The organism is Staphylococcus sp. HMSC069D12, assembly GCF_001810405.1.
Classification (GTDB): Bacteria; Bacillota; Bacilli; order Staphylococcales; family Staphylococcaceae; genus Staphylococcus; species Staphylococcus haemolyticus.
In genome coordinates this window covers 54,463-72,575 of record NZ_KV801100.1, presented here as the reverse complement: position 1 = coordinate 72,575, position 18,113 = coordinate 54,463, and the positions used below count along the sequence as shown (strand labels likewise).

At 34.6% G+C, this 18,113-nt stretch carries 20 protein-coding genes; 4 read left to right on the top strand and 16 right to left on the bottom strand.

The window, feature by feature from the left end; all coding sequences use genetic code 11:
* Positions 1-64: 64 nt before the first annotated feature.
* The 10 genes from HMPREF2737_RS11575 to HMPREF2737_RS11205 all read right to left on the bottom strand — a co-directional run bounded on the left by HMPREF2737_RS11575 (position 65) and on the right by HMPREF2737_RS11205 (position 8,343).
* Positions 65-229 carry a hypothetical protein gene (locus tag HMPREF2737_RS11575; protein ID WP_011274775.1) on the bottom strand — a complete coding sequence of 55 codons (165 nt, stop codon included), beginning with the start codon at positions 227-229 and terminating at the stop codon, positions 65-67.
* Positions 230-403: 174 nt separating this feature from the next.
* Positions 404-721 carry a YciI family protein gene (locus HMPREF2737_RS03430; protein WP_011274774.1) on the bottom strand — a complete coding sequence of 106 codons (318 nt, stop codon included), beginning with the start codon at positions 719-721 and terminating at the stop codon, positions 404-406.
* Positions 722-733: 12 nt separating this feature from the next.
* Positions 734-1,132, bottom strand: a complete 399-nt coding sequence (locus HMPREF2737_RS11740) for a hypothetical protein (RefSeq protein ID WP_229664816.1) — start codon at positions 1,130-1,132, stop codon at positions 734-736.
* The gene (locus HMPREF2737_RS11735; protein ID WP_011274772.1) at positions 1,129-1,281 is read right to left on the bottom strand and encodes a hypothetical protein; all 153 of its coding nucleotides are present in this window, start codon (positions 1,279-1,281) and stop codon (positions 1,129-1,131) included. Before HMPREF2737_RS11735 ends, HMPREF2737_RS11740 begins: the two co-directional genes overlap by 4 nt.
* An 18-nt stretch (positions 1,282-1,299) precedes the next feature.
* On the bottom strand, positions 1,300-1,584 hold the full coding sequence (locus HMPREF2737_RS11730; RefSeq protein WP_011274771.1) for a hypothetical protein: 285 nt from the start codon (positions 1,582-1,584) through the stop codon (positions 1,300-1,302).
* 408 nt (positions 1,585-1,992) lie between these two features.
* Positions 1,993-3,486, bottom strand: coding sequence for an L-lactate dehydrogenase (quinone) (gene lqo / locus HMPREF2737_RS03415; RefSeq protein ID WP_037551537.1), 1,494 nt, complete (start codon positions 3,484-3,486; stop codon positions 1,993-1,995).
* A 309-nt stretch (positions 3,487-3,795) separates the two neighbouring features.
* Positions 3,796-4,626, bottom strand: coding sequence for a pyruvate, water dikinase regulatory protein (locus HMPREF2737_RS03410; RefSeq protein ID WP_037551536.1), 831 nt, complete (start codon positions 4,624-4,626; stop codon positions 3,796-3,798).
* A gap of 1 nt (position 4,627) precedes the next feature.
* Positions 4,628-7,255 carry a pyruvate, phosphate dikinase gene (gene ppdK / locus HMPREF2737_RS03405; protein ID WP_037551535.1) on the bottom strand — a complete coding sequence of 876 codons (2,628 nt, stop codon included), beginning with the start codon at positions 7,253-7,255 and terminating at the stop codon, positions 4,628-4,630.
* Positions 7,256-7,461: 206 nt separating this feature from the next.
* A complete protein-coding gene (locus HMPREF2737_RS03400) occupies positions 7,462-8,154 on the bottom strand; it encodes a LysR family transcriptional regulator substrate-binding protein (RefSeq protein ID WP_037551534.1) in 693 nt (230 codons plus the stop codon).
* A 9-nt stretch (positions 8,155-8,163) separates the two neighbouring features.
* Positions 8,164-8,343: a helix-turn-helix domain-containing protein gene (locus HMPREF2737_RS11205; protein ID WP_070440913.1), complete on the bottom strand. Its 180-nt coding sequence runs from the start codon at positions 8,341-8,343 to the stop codon at positions 8,164-8,166.
* A gap of 120 nt (positions 8,344-8,463) precedes the next feature.
* Here HMPREF2737_RS11205 and HMPREF2737_RS11660 point away from each other — a divergent pair, with 120 nt between their 5' ends.
* Genes HMPREF2737_RS11660 through HMPREF2737_RS11655 form a run of 3 tightly spaced genes read left to right on the top strand, consistent with a single transcriptional unit; the run spans position 8,464 to position 9,236 of the window.
* Complete coding sequence (locus HMPREF2737_RS11660; protein WP_218085300.1) at positions 8,464-8,604, top strand: hypothetical protein; 141 nt, start codon at positions 8,464-8,466, stop codon at positions 8,602-8,604.
* Positions 8,591-9,097: an SDR family NAD(P)-dependent oxidoreductase gene (locus HMPREF2737_RS11960; protein ID WP_218085480.1), complete on the top strand. Its 507-nt coding sequence runs from the start codon at positions 8,591-8,593 to the stop codon at positions 9,095-9,097. Before HMPREF2737_RS11660 ends, HMPREF2737_RS11960 begins: the two co-directional genes overlap by 14 nt.
* The gene (locus tag HMPREF2737_RS11655) at positions 9,066-9,236 is read left to right on the top strand and encodes an SDR family oxidoreductase (RefSeq protein WP_256277612.1); all 171 of its coding nucleotides are present in this window, start codon (positions 9,066-9,068) and stop codon (positions 9,234-9,236) included. Before HMPREF2737_RS11960 ends, HMPREF2737_RS11655 begins: the two co-directional genes overlap by 32 nt.
* Before the next feature lie 117 nt (positions 9,237-9,353).
* Here HMPREF2737_RS11655 and mbcS read toward each other — a convergent pair whose 3' ends face one another.
* The 6 genes from mbcS to betB form a co-directional block, all read right to left on the bottom strand.
* Positions 9,354-10,949: an acyl-CoA synthetase MbcS gene (gene mbcS / locus HMPREF2737_RS03390; protein WP_037551533.1), complete on the bottom strand. Its 1,596-nt coding sequence runs from the start codon at positions 10,947-10,949 to the stop codon at positions 9,354-9,356.
* A gap of 166 nt (positions 10,950-11,115) precedes the next feature.
* Positions 11,116-11,589: an antibiotic biosynthesis monooxygenase family protein gene (locus HMPREF2737_RS03385; protein WP_037551532.1), complete on the bottom strand. Its 474-nt coding sequence runs from the start codon at positions 11,587-11,589 to the stop codon at positions 11,116-11,118.
* A 71-nt stretch (positions 11,590-11,660) separates the two neighbouring features.
* Complete coding sequence (locus HMPREF2737_RS03380; RefSeq protein WP_037551531.1) at positions 11,661-11,873, bottom strand: YozE family protein; 213 nt, start codon at positions 11,871-11,873, stop codon at positions 11,661-11,663.
* A gap of 117 nt (positions 11,874-11,990) precedes the next feature.
* Entirely contained in the window at positions 11,991-13,172 is a 1,182-nt protein-coding gene (locus HMPREF2737_RS03375; protein WP_037551530.1) for an amidohydrolase, read from the bottom strand.
* Positions 13,173-13,955: 783 nt separating this feature from the next.
* Positions 13,956-15,662, bottom strand: coding sequence for a choline dehydrogenase (gene betA / locus HMPREF2737_RS03365; RefSeq protein WP_037551528.1), 1,707 nt, complete (start codon positions 15,660-15,662; stop codon positions 13,956-13,958).
* 141 nt (positions 15,663-15,803) lie between these two features.
* Complete coding sequence (betB, locus tag HMPREF2737_RS03360; protein WP_037551527.1) at positions 15,804-17,294, bottom strand: betaine-aldehyde dehydrogenase; 1,491 nt, start codon at positions 17,292-17,294, stop codon at positions 15,804-15,806.
* Positions 17,295-17,557: 263 nt separating this feature from the next.
* On the opposite strand from betB, the gene HMPREF2737_RS03355 reads away from it, so the two are divergent.
* Complete coding sequence (locus tag HMPREF2737_RS03355; RefSeq protein ID WP_037551526.1) at positions 17,558-18,112, top strand: choline uptake/conversion transcriptional regulator CudC; 555 nt, start codon at positions 17,558-17,560, stop codon at positions 18,110-18,112.
* The last annotated feature ends 1 nt before the right edge of the window (position 18,113 follow it).

Here is an 18,113-nt window from a genome sequence, read left to right as displayed (position 1 = left end):
CAACTTCACTCGAATATTTAAAAGCCGACTGGTTATTTCAACCAGCCGGCTTTTCTAATATTTATTATTTATAGAAACGTTCTAATTTTTGTTTAGTTTCCTCAATAAATACATTTAATTCTTTTTGTTTTTCTTCATCTTGTAATGCGCTTTGACTTGCTTTCATAAATCCATGGAATAATCCTTGTAATTGTTCACGAGATGCTTTCATTTGTTCAAAATGATCCATTCCTTATCTTATATCTTGCATATGTCTTCTAAACATTATTAAAATCACCTTTTCTTTTATATTTAATTAATCACTTTTTCGATATATCGTTATAAGTAAAGCGATATATCGAAATAATTTTAATGAAAATAAATACTACCCCAACAAACTCTGTCAGAATAGTATTTACGATTATTATTCATTATTAAATTCTTCGTTTGTGAGTTGATCGAGATTACCGAATAACGGTTTCCACTCTTCAATGGTATAATTCGAAATCAATCCCTTATACCAAAATGGATCTTTTTCAAGTAATGTCATTAAGACGTTTCGATTTTTAACTTTAAATATTAAATAAGCTTCCTTCTTATCTTTCCGCGCATTCACTGTAGGACCAGAAACGATTAAATGTCCTTGTTTGATTAATTTCTTCAAATATAAAACATGTGGAACAACATACTTTTTCCATCTTTTTAAATCAGTGCGTTCAAATTTTACGAGGTAGTGTTTCATCGAATGTCTCCTCTAAACGTGAATCAATACTTTACCAAATTTACCCCCAGTGATAACAGGTATGGTATTGCCATATTTATCTCGTAAATAGTGTTCTACGTTTGCAAGTTGCTGTTCATCTAGTTCCACTTCTACTTCTTTTAACCATTGTGGCAATTGTTGCATCACATCTTCAATTGGTTTGTCATTATGTTGAGTATGGCGTTCGATTAATGTTTCATAAGTATAATCATTAAAGTATAACAACTGTAATAAATAACACATATCCGCCGTCATAGGTTGACTTTCTTCATCTAAAAATGCCACGACTTCATCGACAATTGAGTTTTCCTTAGGTCCTGCAATTAAACTGACATAAACATATTTCTGTGCAATATCGATTGCCTTGCTAACCGCTTCCCACGTCGTCACTGCTGGACACATTGACGCAAAACTAATTCATGCTGCCCTAATTCTTCTAGCCGAGCATCTTCAAACGATTGATTTAATGTTTTAAGTGCTACACCGTAATGATTTGCATTATTTTTTAACATGTCATGTAAAATTGGCGATGCTTCCAACGCTGTAACTTTAGCACCTTATTTAGCAAACGGGACACTAAACACTCCTGACGCAACCCCTATGTCTAATACACTTAAATTACTAAATCGACCTGTTTGTTGCTCAATCCAATTCATAATCCATTTCGTACGTTGCTGGCTTTCTTCAGTAAAAGAATTTTTATTAAAGTTTTCTGCCCACTTTTCAAAACCTGGTGCCGATGGATTACCTAAACCTGCACGTTTCATCCTTTTATCCTGAGTATTAGGGTCAGCTTCCCACGCTTTCTCCCAATATTGATTACTAAATCTATCTTTTGTCATAAGTAATCTCCTTTTTATTTGATACCCTCATCTTAACCACTCTTGTATAGTTCATAAACTAATGCACATTCTCATTAAAAAAAGCTTTCAACCAATCCAAAGCAAGTTAGCTACGCTTTGAAAATGATTGAAAGCTTATGTTGTATTCTGTTATTCCTAATAATTTCAAAAGTTACAGTTTATATATTGATTTTCTTACTGAAGGTGAAGCGCCGCAATTGGATCTCAATCCAAATGATCCTTGTATGCGTCATGATTTGACCATTTACACTAATAAAGGGATAGCATTCGATTATTCGAAGATTGTTTACCATTATGAATATGCTAACTTCTTTATCCCTATAGAAAGTTAGAAAAAGAGTCGCTTAAGCTATAAACTCTCAAGCGACTCTTATTTATTAAAACATCTTACTTAGCGTCTTCATAGTATCCTAATTCAAGATCTTTAGACGTTTGACGACGTATTTTTCTCATTAATTCAACATCTTCAATTAATGATTGACCGTATGAGGGAATCATTTCTTTAATTTTAGCATTCCATTGGCCGATTTGTTCTGGGAAGTTTTTCTCAAGAACTTCTAAAGCTACTGATACTGAAGTTGATGCCCCTGGTGATTCACCAAGTAAAGCAATTACTGAATGGTCTTCAGAGTTAACCACTTCTGTACCGAATTGAATAAATCCTTTACCTTCTTTTTCAGTGTCTTTAATTACTTGTACACGTTTACCTGCTGTGTATAATTCCCAATCTTCATCACGAGCTTCAGGGTAGAATGTACGTAAGTGGTTCATACAGCCCTCTTTAGTCATGATAATTTGATCAAATGAATATTTAATCAATGGTAAGTTTTTAACTGCAGCAGCTAACATCGTTGTAATATTATAAGGTTTAATAGATTTAAATAAATCTAAGTTTGAGCCATTTTTAAGGAATTTAGGTCCAACGTTCGCAAATGGTCCAAATAATAAAGTACGTTTACCTTCGATGTAACGTGCATCAAGGTGAGGTACTGTCATTGGTGGTGTGCCTGGTGGTTCTTTACCATATACTTTCGCATCATGTGCTTCAATCACTTGTGGATTAGTACATGTTAAGAATTGACCAGTAATAGGGAATCCACCTAAATGTTTACTTTCAGGGATACCTGTTTTTTGTAGTAATGGAATTGCAGCACCGCCTGCACCAATGAATACATAGTCAGTAACTTCTTCAAATACGTTACCAGTTTTAAGATCTTTGATTTTAACTTGCCATTTACCATTTGATAAACGTTCAAAGTCAAGTACTTGGTGACTATATTTAACTTCAACATGCTCGTCTAATTCTAAGTGACGTGACATTTTACGTGTTAATTCACCAAAGTTAACGTCAGTACCTTCGTCGATTTTACTAGCGGCCATTTTGCCGTCATCAACGCGACCTTGCATCATTAATGGAATCCATTTTCTCATTACTTCAATGTCTTCAGTATATTCGATGTTATCGAACATTGGTGATTGTTTCATTGCTTCGTAACGTTTCTTCAAGAATTCTTTATTGTTAACGCCTCTAACAAAACTAATGTGTGGAAGAGGATTAATAAATTCTCTTGGATTCTCGATATGTCCTGCTTTCACTAAGTGACTCCAGAACTGTTTTGAAATTTCAAATTCTTCGTTGATTTCTTTCGCTTTATCAATGTCAATTGAACCATCAGGTTGTTGAACAGTATAGTTCAATTCACAAAGTGCAGCATGACCAGTACCAGCGTTATGGCGTTCATTAGAACTTTCTAGACCTGGTCGATCCATACGTTCATAAAGCTTGATATTCCAATTAGGCTCAAGCTCATTTAACATAGAACCAAATGTTGTACTTAAGACACCCGCACCAATTAAAATGACGTCTTTTGATTCTGACATGGTTGTACACCTCTCCAAATTTATTAGTTAACAACTAAAAAGTTATTACTTACTATTCTTTCTCCCTAATATAAAGTAATATCTTTTCATATTAAGATTGTTAAGCCTTTCATTTCTATGTTAAAACAAATATGGTAAATTGTAAATCGGAGAACCTTAATTAAAATTATTTTTTTATATAAAATTGAAAGCATTAACGCTACCTAATTTTAAAATAAAAACACTTAGTTACAAATATGCAACTAAGTGTTTTTATTTATCGACTTTCTACTATCTAAACTGCAATCAAAGACTTCTTTCTTCTTGCAATTACAATTTAGGTTGTAAAAATTTCTCAATATAGAATGCTGACTCTTCAATCGATTTATATTCCGTATTGATAACAGTCGCATTTAATTTCTTAAAGACTTCCTCAGCATATACAAGTTCTTTCTTAATACGATCCAAGTTATTGTATCGTGATTCACTAGATAAACCTAACGTTTCCGCACGATTCTTTCGTATGTTTGCAATATACTGTGGACTCGCAGTTAATCCAAATACTTTTAACCCTTTTTGTTTATAAACATTATCAGGAATTTCAATTTCAGGTACCAATGGAATATTAGCTATTTTATAACCTTTGTTAGCTAAATACATACTTAATGGTGTTTTAGATGTTCGTGACACACCAACAATTAATGCATCCGCTTCACCTATATCAGTAAAATGTTTACCATCATCGTATTTAACAGAGTATTCAATCGCTTCAATACGCTTGAAATATTCATCATTTAATTTACGTAACGCACCGCTCTCCATAAGCGGTTGACTGTGTGTTATCTTCTTAATAATGCTGATTAAATCAGACATGTAGTCAACATAAGGAATATCATGTTCATGTGCAAATTGATGTCCCAATGCATTAAAGGATTCACTTACTAACGTCGTCGCTACAATCGCATGTTGTTCACGTGCTAAATTTAAAATATTTAAGAATTCCTCTTCATCTTTAATATATGGAAATTTCTTAATTTCAACATTATGCAAATCAGGGAATTGTGTTAATGTTGCATGAATCATTCGTTGTGCTGTTTCGCCAATGGAATCTGATACGATAAATAACTTTAGAATTTGTTCATTTGATTGAGTTTCGTTCACTTTACTGCTCGCTTTCCTCCGCTTGACTCTGAGCTGTTGCTAAAATTGCACCTGGAACTCGGAATGGTGAGCATGAAACATAGTCTATCGCTAATTGATTGAAACGACGAATAGACTTAGCATCTCCACCTAATTCACCACATACACCGATTTTGATTTTCGGATTTACTTTTTTAGCTTGTTCAACTGCAATTTCGATTAATTTTCCGACACCGTCTCTATCTAACGTTTGGAATGGGTCAAGCTTCAATATATTACTTTCAGTATACACATTTATAAATTTACCTGCATCATCTCTTGAGAAACCAAATGTCAATTGCGTTAAATCATTTGTACCGAAACTAAAGAAATCACAATGTTTTGCTAATTCATCTGCTACTAAACATGCGCGCGGTGTTTCAATCATTGTACCAATTAAATATGGTACGCTGTCACCTTGTTCATCCTCTAATTGTTCAATGGTTTTAACCAATTTCTCTTTAAGCGTTGTGAATTCTTCCACAGTTGATACTAGCGGAATCATAATTTCAGGTTTACATGTTATACCCTCTTTTTTAAGTTTTAATACGCTTCCCATAATCGCTTCAACTTGCATTTCATATAACTCAGGGTATGTGATTGCAAGTCTACAACCACGATGTCCTAGCATTGGATTCACTTCATGAAGATCTACAATGCGTTTATTCAATACTTCTTTAGGAATGTTGAGTTGTCGTGCTACATTTTCAACATCTTCATCAGAATTAGGTAAAAACTCATGTAAAGGTGGATCAAGCAAACGGACAATTGTAGGACGCTCTCCAGATAATCGGAATATTGCTTCAAAGTCTTCTACTTGATACTTACGAATATTATTCAAAGCTTCTACTCGTTGTTCATATGAAGATGAAAGAATAAATCGTCGCATTTCAACTAAACGTTCCGATCCGAAGAACATATGCTCCGTACGAACTAAACCAATACCTTTAGAACCAAAGTCATAACCCGCTTTAATATCTTGAGGCGTCTCTGCGTTCATTCGAACATTCAAGCGTGCAATATCCTCTGACCATTCCATAAATTGAGTGAACTCTTCACTGTGTTCAGCACTGACTGTTTCAATCTCACCTATGTAGATGTCACCTTTAGTACCATCAACTGAAATTGTATCGCCTTCATGAAGTTCCCCACCATCATAGCAAACTGTCTTTGCTACAGTATTGATTTCTAAATCCGAACAACCTGTCACACAACATTTACCCATACCACGAGCTACAACTGCTGCGTGAGATGTCATACCTCCGTGTGTTGTTACGATTGCTTCACTCGCAATCATACCTTCTATATCTTCAGGAGACGTTTCCGGACGCATTAAGATAACTTTCTTACCTGCATCAACTTGTGCCTTAGCATCTTCAGCTGAAAATACAATTTGCCCTGTAGCTGCCCCTGGACTTGCAGGTAAACCTATTTTTGAAATTTCAGTTGCTTGTTTTAATGCTTTTTCATCAAAATTAGGATGTAATAATTGGTCGATTGATTTCACATCAACATTTGACATCGCTTCTTCTTTTTTAATGACACCTTCATCTACTAAATCTACTGCTATTTTAATTGCTGCACGTGCCGTACGTTTACCATTACGAGTTTGTAATAAGTATAACTTTCCATTTTCAATTGTAAATTCAATATCTTGCATATCTTTATAATGCTGTTCAAGTTGTTTCGTTACTTCAACAAATTCTCGATGTACGTCAGGCATTTGATCGTGTAAAGTTGAAATGTCTTTTGGTGTACGAATACCAGCTACGACATCTTCACCCTGTGCATTTAATAAATATTCACCAAATAATTTATTTTCTCCGCTCACAGGATTACGAGTAAATGCAACACCTGTTCCACTATTATTACCACTATTACCAAATACCATTTCTTGGATATTAACAGCAGTACCTATGTCATGTGGAATATCATTTAAATCACGATAAATTCGTGCACGGTCATTATCCCAAGACTTAAAGACCGCTTCGATTGCTTCTTCTAATTGTTTCAAAGGTTCTTGAGGGAACGGTTTATAAACTTCTTCCATATAAATGTCTTTGAAACGTTCACAAATTTCTTGTAAACCTTCAGCTGTAATTGCAGCGTCATTTTCAAAGTTGTGACGTTGTTTATAATCTTCAAAATATGTATCAAATGCTTGCATCGGAACGTTGTATACCACTTCACCGAACATTTGTAGTAAGCGACGGTAACAGTCATATGCAAAGCGAGCATCACCTGTTTTATCTGCAAGTTTCTTTACGTTATCGTCATTTAATCCCAAGTTAAGAATTGTATCCATCATACCAGGCATCGATATTTTTGCACCGCTTCGTACAGATACAAGTAATAAGTTAGCATCTGATGAGAATGCTTTCCCAGTTCTCTCTGAAAAGTCAACAAGATGATCAATTAATTGTGTTTTTACATCAGTTGATAATGATTTGCCTTGTCTTAAGTATTCAATACAAGCGGCAGTTGTTATTGTAAAACCGTCTGGCACAGGTAAACCTAAACGTTTCATTTCAGATAGGTTAGCACCTTTACCTCCAAGTAAATCTTTCATCGATTTTTGTCCTTCATCAAAAGCATAAATATATTTCGTCATTATAATGTCACCTCAATTAATTATTATGTCATACTAATTATTATTGAGTATGTCATAAAATCGAAATAAATACAATTAAAAACATCACATTTAGTTTCAATATTTATAAAAAAGACACAATTAAAGCATAAAACGGCCTTATAAGAATAACTAAAAGTCTGTTTTGCACGCTTTAATTGTGTCATACTATTTATATATTATTCAGTTTAAGTGATATGATTTTGAAAATAATTAGTCGCAAATGTCTTAAATGACCACGCTACTTCTGTAAAGTAATGAGATTTTTTATAAGCTAAACCAATCTCCCTATAACAATGTTCATTGTTAATAGGTATTGCTACAATTTGCTTATCCAAATTTCTTAAGGCTTGTTTAGGTGTGAATGAGATGCCTATATTCATAGGTACTAGTTTTAAGATAGCGCTCGAATCCTCAACCTCTACTTGATAATTAGGAACAATCCCTTCTTGTTTTAAAATGTGATCTATCGTATCTCGAAAACCATAACCTTCAATTTGACCTATCAATCGTTCATCTTTAATTTGTGTTAATTCAAGAGAAGTACATTGAGAGAGAGGATGTTCTTTACTAACAGTTAAATAAATATCATCTTGTATGATAGGTTCCCAACTAATATCGCGATGTTCAATTTTAAAAGATGATATAGCAAAATCTACTTCGTTATTTAAAATCAAATGAGGTGCCCGTTCAGATATTGCTTGATATTGCTTAATTTTAATATTGGGATGTCGTGACACGTAATTTTGAATGAGTAATGGCATGACATGTGGAAATGTTACTGCAAAAGTAATTTGACCACTTCCGATACCTGTTAATTCTTTGATTATACGTTCACCTTCATTTAATTCCCTAAATGCACTATCGATATAATTCAGCATTAATTCACCCTATCGGTTTAAGTAGATATGTCTATCTTTCCGGTCAAATAATGCCACACCAAACTCATCTTCAATTGATGTAATCGCCTTACTAAGTGCTGGTTGAGAAATATTCAGTCGCTTTGCTGCCTCTGTAATATTATTCATATTAGCTACCACTTTAAAATATTTGAGCTTTATAATCTCCAAACGCTACACCTCAAACCATAACTTTAAGTTATAAAAATATAATTATTATGCATTATACATTATATATTTCCGATGATACCATCAAATTGTGATGAGACTATTTTTGAAAAGAGGATTATTATGAGACTAGAAAACAAAGTAGCTTTAATTACTGATTCAGGTGATGGCATGGGCTTCGAAACTGCTAAGCGTTTTGTTGAAGAGGGTGCAACAGTTACCATTTCAGACCTTAAAGAAGATGTAGTCAATCAAGCGGGTTGACACACTTTCTAAAGAAACTAATCAAAAGGTATATGGTTATGTTTTAGACGTTTCTAAAGAAGCTAGTATTGATGAAACATTTACACATATTAAGCGTGATATTGGTCAATTAGACATACTCATTAATTGTGCGGGTATAACTGGTGCAGATAAAACGACAGACCAACTCACTGAAGAAGAATGGGATCAAGTATTTGCAATCGATGTAAAAGGCGTATTCTTCTGTACTAAACATGCTGTACCACTCTCACGTGAAAACGGTGGCGGTTCAACCATCAACTTCTCATCTATCTTAGGTTTAGTGGGTACAGATGAACTCGCACCATACGCAGCTGCTAAAGGTGATGTTACAAATATGACACGACAAGATGCCATCAGCTTTTGTAAAAATCACATTCGTGTTAACTCTGTACATCCAGGTACAATATTAACACCTTTAGTGAAAAAAACTCGATGCAGAAATAGAAGGTGGTTTAGAGTCCTATACTGCTAAAATGTCTGAACGCCATCCTATTGGCTATTTAGGTGAACCTGTAGACGTTGCCAATGCAGTATTATTCTTAGCAAGTGATGAAGCTCGATTTATTACAGGTGCGACATTAACTGTAGACGGTGGATATACTGCAAGATAATATGCTTCATCAATTGGTATCGATTACTCAATCAAATACAAACTGATACACAAAAATAACACCTCGTTAGATGACCAAAGCATTTAACGAGGTGTCTTTTATACATTGAAATCGATATTATTTAAATCCATTTTCTTTATTATATTTCTCACGTTCAGCATCGCGTAATTCAACACGACGGATTTTACCTGAATTTGTTTTAGGTAATGAGTCTACAAATTCAATTGCACGTGGGTATTTATATGGTGCTACTTCATTCTTCGCAAAAGTTTGTAATTCTTTAACAAGGTCATCATTACCTTGATAATTATCTTGTAAAATAACGAATGCTTTAACAATGTTGCCTCGAATTTCATGAGGACTTGCTACAACAGCACATTCTTTAACGACCGGGTGATTTGTTAAGGCATCTTCAACTTCAAACGGTCCAATTGTATAGCCTGAACTGATGATAATATCATCTCGTCGACCTTCAAACCAGAAATAGCCATCTTCATCTATATGCGCTAAGTCTCCAGTAATGTAATAGTCACCTGCTTGAGCTGCTTTCGTACGTTCTTCATCTTTATAATAACCTTTAAACAAACCAGGGAAATCAAGTGGCAAAGCAATATTTCCTTTAACATTTGTTTCAACCGGTTGTCCTTCATCATCAACAATAGTAACACGGCTACCTGGGATTTCTTTACCCATTGAACCTGGTCGTGATTTAGTGTCTTTTAGGAACCCGATTAATAAAGTACTCTCTGTTTGTCCATAACCATCACGCACCGTTAAATTAAAGTTACTACGGAATTGTTCTACAACTTCACGGTTTAATGGCTCTCCTGCTGATACAGCACTGTGAAGGTGTTCTAAGTTATATTCTTGTAAATTGTCTAATTTCGCCATCATACGATATTCTGTTGGTGTACAACATAAGACATTGATTTCAAAGCCTTGTAGTAATTCAAGATAACGAGAAGGGTTGAATTTACCATTATAAACAAATGCTGTTGCGCCTGAACCCATAATTGATAAGAACGGACTCCATACCCATTTTTGCCAACCTGGTGCAGCTGTCGCCCACACTAAGTCGTCTTCTTTAATACATAACCAATGTTCCGGCGCCATTTTCATGTGTGCAAAGCCCCAACCATGAGAATGTGTAACAGCCTTAGGATTTCCTGTCGTTCCAGATGTATATGATAAGATGGCTAAATCGTCTCTTGAAGTTTTTTCAATATCTAACGTATCACTTTGTGATGTTTTTTCATCTTCAATATTAATCCAGTCCGTTTCGTGTCCGTCAATAATAAATTTCGTTAATGCGTCATACTCTTTAACGCCTTTGAACTCTTCAATAAAATCAGATTTAGCAATTACTGCTTTAATCTCACCATGTGTAATTCGATATTGTAAATCTTTAGTTCTTAGCATTTCTGAACTAGGAATAATCGCAATACCCAGTTTTAATGCAGCAAGATATAGTTCATATGTCATAATTGCTCTCGGCATCATGATTAATACTTTATCACCTTTTTTAAGTCCGTGATTTAATAAGACATGTCCCACTTTATTGGCATTTTTAATTAATTCTGAATATGTCACTGTAATTGGTTCGTCTACCCCATTTTCATAAATTAGGGCTTTCTTCGATGTATTAGAAGCATGTTTCTCTATTTCTGAAACAATATTGTAAGTCTCTGGTGCTAATAAACTTGAATTATCCATTACTATACTCCCTTTCAGTTCGACCTTATTTATTATCTTATCAAACGCTTTAGTCTGATGAAATCAAAATAATTTATGTAAACGTTTTTACAATTTGGTTTGAAATTGAAAAAGATTAAGCACATATGTCGATAACAATGACATTGGCTTAATCTTTATATCTGTACTAGAAAATATGACTTAAATCTAATTTTGACTCTAAACCAGATAGCTCAATACGCACATTATAAGATAAATCACGATTAACAATGTTGCGATCAACACCACGTTCAGTGCCTCTATGTTTATGGGTTTGACTATATTCATTAGAATTCTGCCAATCATAAAATGCCTGACGTTCTTCCCATAAAGTTAAAATAATATAGTGTCGTCTTGCTACTTGTGGACGTAAAAATCTTAAAGCTTTAAATCCTGGAACATTTTGTAAGTATTTAGGACGTTCTAAGAATTTCTTCTCGAATTCATCTTCCATACCTTCATTAATAAATAAATGATTTAACACACAAAAAGAATCATTTGATAAATCATCAATCACTTCTAACACATCATATTGATGTTCATCATTATTTTTCTTTATTGAAATCGTGTTATCGCTTTTTTCTTCTACTACATAAGTTTTGTAACTATCATTTAAAATCATGATTCTTATCCTTCATTTCTAAACTAGCACTGAGCTACTATTAAATTTGTATATCTATATGCGTTCTGTCATTATAATTGGCTTTGTTCATAAAGCGAGATAGAACGCTTTACGATTTCTAAAAATTCGTGGTCCAATTTTGTAATTTTCGTAAAATAACTAAGTATGTTATCAGAAACTCGTTCGTACTTAGGAAAATGCTGATCTTGGTTAATCCGATGTGCAAGTTCTCCTAAAGGGGTTTGGTCACCAATAAATCCTTGCATAAATTCGTAAAAACTCATTATCTCACCCCAGTGTTTAGATATACGCTAATACTATCATGATACATAGCTTTACACTAGTACTGGAAAGACAACAATTTCTGAAGTTTTGTTGGCTAAGGTTGAGATAAGCATTTTTTATTTAGAATTTAAGTAATCTAACACAACTGCACCCACAGCTTCTGCTGCGACTAACATACTTTTCTCATCAATTTTAAATTTAGGATGATGATGAGGATACGCTTTTCCATCTTGAGGCGCAGCACCTGAATAAATAAATGTGCTTGGCAATGTTTTAGCATAAAATGCGAAATCTTCTGATGGCGGTTGTGCTTCACATTCTTCTACCCCTTTTACATCATCTAAATCAGCTTTTTTAATAGTTTCTGCAACATAATTTGTAAAATCAGGGTCATTATATAATGCTGGATAGTCTTTACTAAACTCAAAGTCACATTTAACACCAAATGTTACTTCAAGACCTTTGACCATTTGTTGTAATTCGTCAGCAATTTTATCACGTGTAGCATCAGTTAATGCACGCACATCACCTTCAAGCTCGATTTTATCTTTAATGACATTAAATTGACCTTTACCATCAAATGAGCCAATTGTTACAACACCTGTTTCAAACGGGTTAAGGCGACGTGAAACGATTGTTTGTGCAGTAGTAACAAAGTTAGCACCAGCGACAATCGCATCGTTTGCTGTATGAGGTGATGAACCATGACCACCTTCACCTTGTATCGTTAACTTAAAGTATGAGCGTCCTGTTTGAACATTTTCAGGACGATAAAACACTTTACCCGGTTCCATATTTGTCATTACATGTGTACCTAGAACATGATCGACTCCATCTAGCACACCATCTTCAATCATGCCTTTGGCACCGCCTGGAGGCATTTCTTCAGCTGGTTGGTGAATAACAATCACTTTACCATTAAATTGATCTTTCATTTCAATTAACGTTTCAGCTAATATTAACATATACGCGGTATGCGCATCATGACCACATGCATGCATCACACCATCATTTTTAGACGCAAATGACAATCCAGTATCTTCTTGGATTGGTAAAGCATCAAAGTCTGCTCTAATCGCAATTGTTTTTCCAGGATTACCGCTATCGATAGTCACTTTCACACCATTTTCACCGACATTTGTTTTAACTTCACAATCTTTGTCTTTATAGAAATCAGCAATATATTTAGGTGTTTCTGATTCTTGGAATGATAATTCTGGATGTTCATGTAAGTGTCTACGAATTTCAATCATCTTTTCTTCTTTCTCTTGTAGACGTTTTACTAGTTCTTTCATCATTATATCCACTCCTTTTTCCTCATTATATGCTTTTCTCTTTTAACAATGTTGTGTCACGGTTTCATATGTTCCAAACATGATTAAATGTTACATCCATTTTATAGTCTGCTTTTCCCGAAAAAAAGAAGCATATGCAAGCTTTGATAAATGCTTGTATACGCCTCTGTAAAATGATTATCGTTAATTATTTAGATTGTTGTTTAGGAACCGATTCAAAATGAAAATAAATATTCTTATCTTCAATGTAATGAGAAAAATAATTATTAGACAGTCGGAGCGACATATAAATTACATCTGAATCTTCTAAAATCAAAAAGTTTTGATAGCTATTGATTAATATTAAATCTCCAACATGATAGTGCTTATTTTGATTTTCACATTGACATGTGACGTTACCTTTTAAAATTAAATTAAGTGATAAATAATCAGAGGCTATATCATCCTTCTTAGTGTCAAACGTGATTTCATAATTAGTATTCAAGAGGTATTCATCCGCCCTTCTCAATCACTTCTTTCTATCTATAATATCAAACTTTGATGACTAAGAAGGTTTTAATAACGTGATATTGTTCTGAATGTTTAAAATCAAAAGTTAAATAGAAAAGGGGGAGTGAGTCAGAATTCATTTTGAATTCATTGTCCCACTCCCCCTTCAGGGATAACTAGAACTAATAAAAGCTTAATTTAAACGCCTTCTCAATTCAGTCAGCTACTGCAAATTTGTAAAGTAACATTGATTTATTAATTATACTGGTTCTAGATTATTAATATAGTATTTTATAATTAGTGTTGGTAATATGGATCAAATTCCATTGCGCCAGCGTTTTCATCGCTTACGCCATGTTTATAATAATCTACATATTGCGGTTCCAATGGTTTCTTACCACGGATGATATCTGCTGCTTTTTCAGCAAGCATTAAAACTGGTGCATGAATATTACCGTTTGTTGTACGAGGCATAGCCGAAGCGTCAACAACACGTAAATTTTCCATACCGTGAACTTTCATTGTTAATGGGTCAACAACAGACATTGGATCTGAGGCAGGTCCCATTTTAGCACTACAAGATGGATGCAATGCTGTTTCACCATCTCTACGTACCCAATCCAAGATTTCTTCGTCTGTTTGTACTGATGGTCCTGGTGAAATTTCACCACCATTAAATGGATCCATTGCTTTTTGTGCTAATATATTTCTGGCTACTCGAATAGCTTCTACCCACTCTTGTTCGTCTTCTTTAGTTGAAAGGTAATTAAAGACAATACTTGGTTTTTCAAACGGGTCTTTTGATTTAATTTTCAAGCTACCACGTGAATTGGAATACATAGGACCTACGTGAACTTGGTAACCATGTGCTACTGGTGCTTTTTGTCCATCATATCTTACAGCAATTGGTAAGAAGTGGAACATTAAGTTAGGGTATGCAACTTGATTATTTGATCTTACGAAAGCACCACCTTCAAAGTGATTTGATGCTGCTGCACCTTTACGCGCGAATATCCATTGTAAACCAATCCATGGCATACGTTTAACATCTAAGCTAGGTTGAAGTGACACAGGCTCTTTACATTCGTGTTGAATATATACTTCTAAGTGGTCCTCGAAGTTTTCACCAACACCTGGTAAATGCATACGTGGTTCTATACCTTTAGATTTCAAGAATTCTGCGTCACCAATGCCTGATAATTGTAATAATTGAGGCGTGTTGAACGCTCCACCAGATAAGATAACTTCACCAGCCTCAACAGTATGATATCTACCATTACGTTTAAATGTTACCCCTGTTGCTTTGTTACCATCAAAATGAATTTTAGTGACAAATGCACGAGTCTTAACAGTTAAGTTTTTACGTTTCATTGCTGGGTGTAAGTAAGCTCTTGATGCTGAAACACGACGACCATTATGCACTTGGCTATCAAACGGTCCAAACCCTTCTTGTCTATATCCGTTCACATCTTTTGTTTTATGGTAACCTGCTTCTACACCGGCATCAAAGAATGATTTGAATAAAGGATTTGTTGCAGGTCCACGTTTTAATTTAATTGGACCGTGATGTCCTCTGAATTGATCAAATGGTGTAGCACCGTATGTTTTCTCTAGACGTTTAAAGTATGGTAAACAATGTGCGTAGTCCCATGATTCCATACCTTCTGGTTCAGCCCATCCTTCATAGTCCATTGGATTCCCTCTTTGGTAAATCATACCATTAATTGAACTAGAGCCACCAAGCACTTTACCACGTGCATGGTCTACTTTACGTCCCATATGCGGTTCTTCTTCCGTTTGATAAATCCAATCGTAAAAACGATTACCTGATGGGAACATTAATGCTGCTGGCATTTGAATGAATAAATCCCAAGGATAGTCACTACGTCCTGCCTCTAACACTAATACCTCTTTATCTTTATCTTCTGTTAAACGATTACCTAATACTGATCCTGCACTACCGCCACCAATAATGACGTAATCATATGAATTCTTTTTACTCATTATAAATTCGTCCTCCCTTAAATTGATTATTATGTCTTTTTATTTCATGTTTTAAGTTCGATACGTACAACTTTATAACTCAAATAAATAGAGTCGCATAGTTAATCAATATAACGACTCTAAAGTTCTAGCATGGACTTGTTATTTACTAAAGAAGTTGACTGGTTCTGGGTTTGTGTTAGTTAAGATGTGTTTACTAGTTAAGTACTCTTCCAAGCCTTCTTTACCTAGTTCACGTCCAATACCTGATTGTTTATAGCCACCCCAAGGTGCCTGTGCAAAGTATGGATGGAAATCATTAATCCAAACTGTACCAAGTTTTAATTTATTAGCTACACGTTGTGCTTTACCGATATCTTTAGTGAATACTGCACCGGCTAAACCATAAATAGAATCATTAGCTAATTTAATTGCTTCTTCTTCACTATCAAATCCTTCAATTGTCACAACTGGTCCAAAGACTTCTTCTTGAACGATACGCATTGAAGTATCACAATCTGTAATCACTGTTGGTTCAAAGAACAAACCAGCTTGTAAATCTTCTCGTTCTGGACGTTTACCACCAATCGCGATTGTAGCGCCTTCTTCTTTTGCAATTTCCATGTAACCTTCAATCTTATTGCGATGTTCCGTAGAAATCACTGGTCCCATTTCTGTATCATCATCGAAACCATTACCAAGTTTAATTTTGCCGACACGATCGATTAATGCCTTTTCAAAGTCAGCTTTAATATCGTTGTGTACTAATATACGTGAACCTGCCGAACATACTTGACCTGCGTGGAAGTAACCACCATTTAACGCTTGATCTACTGCAACTTCAAAGTCAGCATCATCAAAAATGATATTAGGGTTCTTTCCACCAAGTTCTAAAGCGATGTTAGTTACATGATTGGCCGCATTCTTCATGATATGTTTACCTGTTTCAATTCCGCCTGTGAATGAAACTAAGTCTACTTCTTCATGACCTGATAACGTATCTCCAATTTCCTCACCGCTACTTAATACTAAGTTGATAACGCCTTTAGGGAAGCCAACTTCCTCCATTAATTCGAATACACGAATGGTAGTTAATGGCGTAATTTCACTTGGTTTCATAACGAGTGAACATCCTGTTGCTAAAGCTGGTGCGATCTTCCATGAAGCTTGAAGTAACGGATAGTTCCAAGGTGTGATTTGAGTAACTACACCTACAGGTTCTTTAACTACTTTACTCTCAGTGTTAGGAATTGGTGAATTTATCATTTCACCACCATCTTTATCTGCTAAACCTGCAAAGTAAGTAAATACATTAGCTATATCATCCATATCCGCATATGATTCTTCTAACGTTTTACCAGTATCTAAAGTTTCTAATTTGGCTAATTCATCACGGTTTTCTGTTATTTTATCCGCAATTGCTTTTACTTTTTTACCTCTGACTTCACTTGTTTCTAGTGACCACTCGGCATCTTCAAATGCGCGACGTGCTGCAAGTATTGCTCTTTCTGCATCTTCAGCAGTACCTTCTGCAACCGTAAAGATAACTTCTTGGTTATAAGGATTAATAATATCTCTTGTATTTTTATTTGAACTTTCTACCCATTCACCATCGATATATTGACGATTAGACAATTTCTCTACAAGTTCCATCAAACGACCTCCGTTAAGTTTGTTAAATTTTTATTTAACGAATTTTACAAAACTAGGTTATCACACTTTTTACAGTCTTGCAAACGACACATATCTGCACATTTTTTACATAAACTTGAAATTTTAGTATCAAAAGTGCTAATAATGAATATGCGATTTTGAAACTTTTCATCAAACACTTTATAATGATTTAGAATCGAAAAAATAAACATCATCGTTTATTTCTCTTTTGAAAAATTACTAAGTAACAATGGAGGTGCACTATGGCACGTTCAACGAATTATGATCAAAAAATTGAAGAAGCAAAAGACCTTGTGATTAACTCAATCGGTGAAACGATGGATTTGTACGGTACGAATCGTAGCGTTGGCAATTTATACGGCACAATGGTCTTCGAAGGAAGCATGACGCTTGATGAGATGCGTGAGCATTTACAAATGAGCAAACCTAGCATGAGTGCTGGTGTCAAGAAATTACAAGAATTCGACATCGTAAAACAACAATTTACGCGTGGTAGCAGAAAACAACATTTCATTGCAGAAAAAAACTTCTTCCATTTTTTCCGAAATTTCTTTACACAAAAGTGGGAACGTGAAGTTGATACTAATTTAGAAGCGGTCGAAAAAGCACAATTACTGTTAGACGAAACATTAAAAAATGCTGACTTAGACGAACATGCTAAAGCAGAAGTCGATAAAATCCAAGCTCAATTAGACCACACAAAGCAATATTGTAAATGGTTAGAAAACTTAAGTAATGCCATTGAAAGTGGACAGATATTCGAACATTACCCAATTCCAGAAAAAGAAGATATTTAAA

What these genes read in the sequence shown, in the direction of transcription:
- HMPREF2737_RS11575 (WP_011274775.1), bottom strand. Translation starts at nt 229, where the DNA reads ATGGATCATTTTGAACAAATGAAAGCATCTCGTGAACAATTACAAGGA.
- HMPREF2737_RS03430 (WP_011274774.1), bottom strand. Translation starts at nt 721, where the DNA reads ATGAAACACTACCTCGTAAAATTTGAACGCACTGATTTAAAAAGATGG.
- HMPREF2737_RS11730 (WP_011274771.1), bottom strand. Translation starts at nt 1,584, where the DNA reads ATGACAAAAGATAGATTTAGTAATCAATATTGGGAGAAAGCGTGGGAA.
- lqo (WP_037551537.1), bottom strand. Translation starts at nt 3,486, where the DNA reads ATGTCAGAATCAAAAGACGTCATTTTAATTGGTGCGGGTGTCTTAAGT.
- ppdK (WP_037551535.1), bottom strand. Translation starts at nt 7,255, where the DNA reads ATGACGAAATATATTTATGCTTTTGATGAAGGACAAAAATCGATGAAA.
- HMPREF2737_RS03400 (WP_037551534.1), bottom strand. Translation starts at nt 8,154, where the DNA reads ATGCTGAATTATATCGATAGTGCATTTAGGGAATTAAATGAAGGTGAA.
- HMPREF2737_RS11660 (WP_218085300.1), top strand. Translation starts at nt 8,464, where the DNA reads ATGAGACTAGAAAACAAAGTAGCTTTAATTACTGATTCAGGTGATGGC.
- mbcS (WP_037551533.1), bottom strand. Translation starts at nt 10,949, where the DNA reads ATGGATAATTCAAGTTTATTAGCACCAGAGACTTACAATATTGTTTCA.
- HMPREF2737_RS03385 (WP_037551532.1), bottom strand. Translation starts at nt 11,589, where the DNA reads ATGATTTTAAATGATAGTTACAAAACTTATGTAGTAGAAGAAAAAAGC.
- HMPREF2737_RS03380 (WP_037551531.1), bottom strand. Translation starts at nt 11,873, where the DNA reads ATGAGTTTTTACGAATTTATGCAAGGATTTATTGGTGACCAAACCCCT.
- HMPREF2737_RS03375 (WP_037551530.1), bottom strand. Translation starts at nt 13,172, where the DNA reads ATGATGAAAGAACTAGTAAAACGTCTACAAGAGAAAGAAGAAAAGATG.
- betA (WP_037551528.1), bottom strand. Translation starts at nt 15,662, where the DNA reads ATGAGTAAAAAGAATTCATATGATTACGTCATTATTGGTGGCGGTAGT.
- betB (WP_037551527.1), bottom strand. Translation starts at nt 17,294, where the DNA reads ATGGAACTTGTAGAGAAATTGTCTAATCGTCAATATATCGATGGTGAA.
- HMPREF2737_RS03355 (WP_037551526.1), top strand. Translation starts at nt 17,558, where the DNA reads ATGGCACGTTCAACGAATTATGATCAAAAAATTGAAGAAGCAAAAGAC.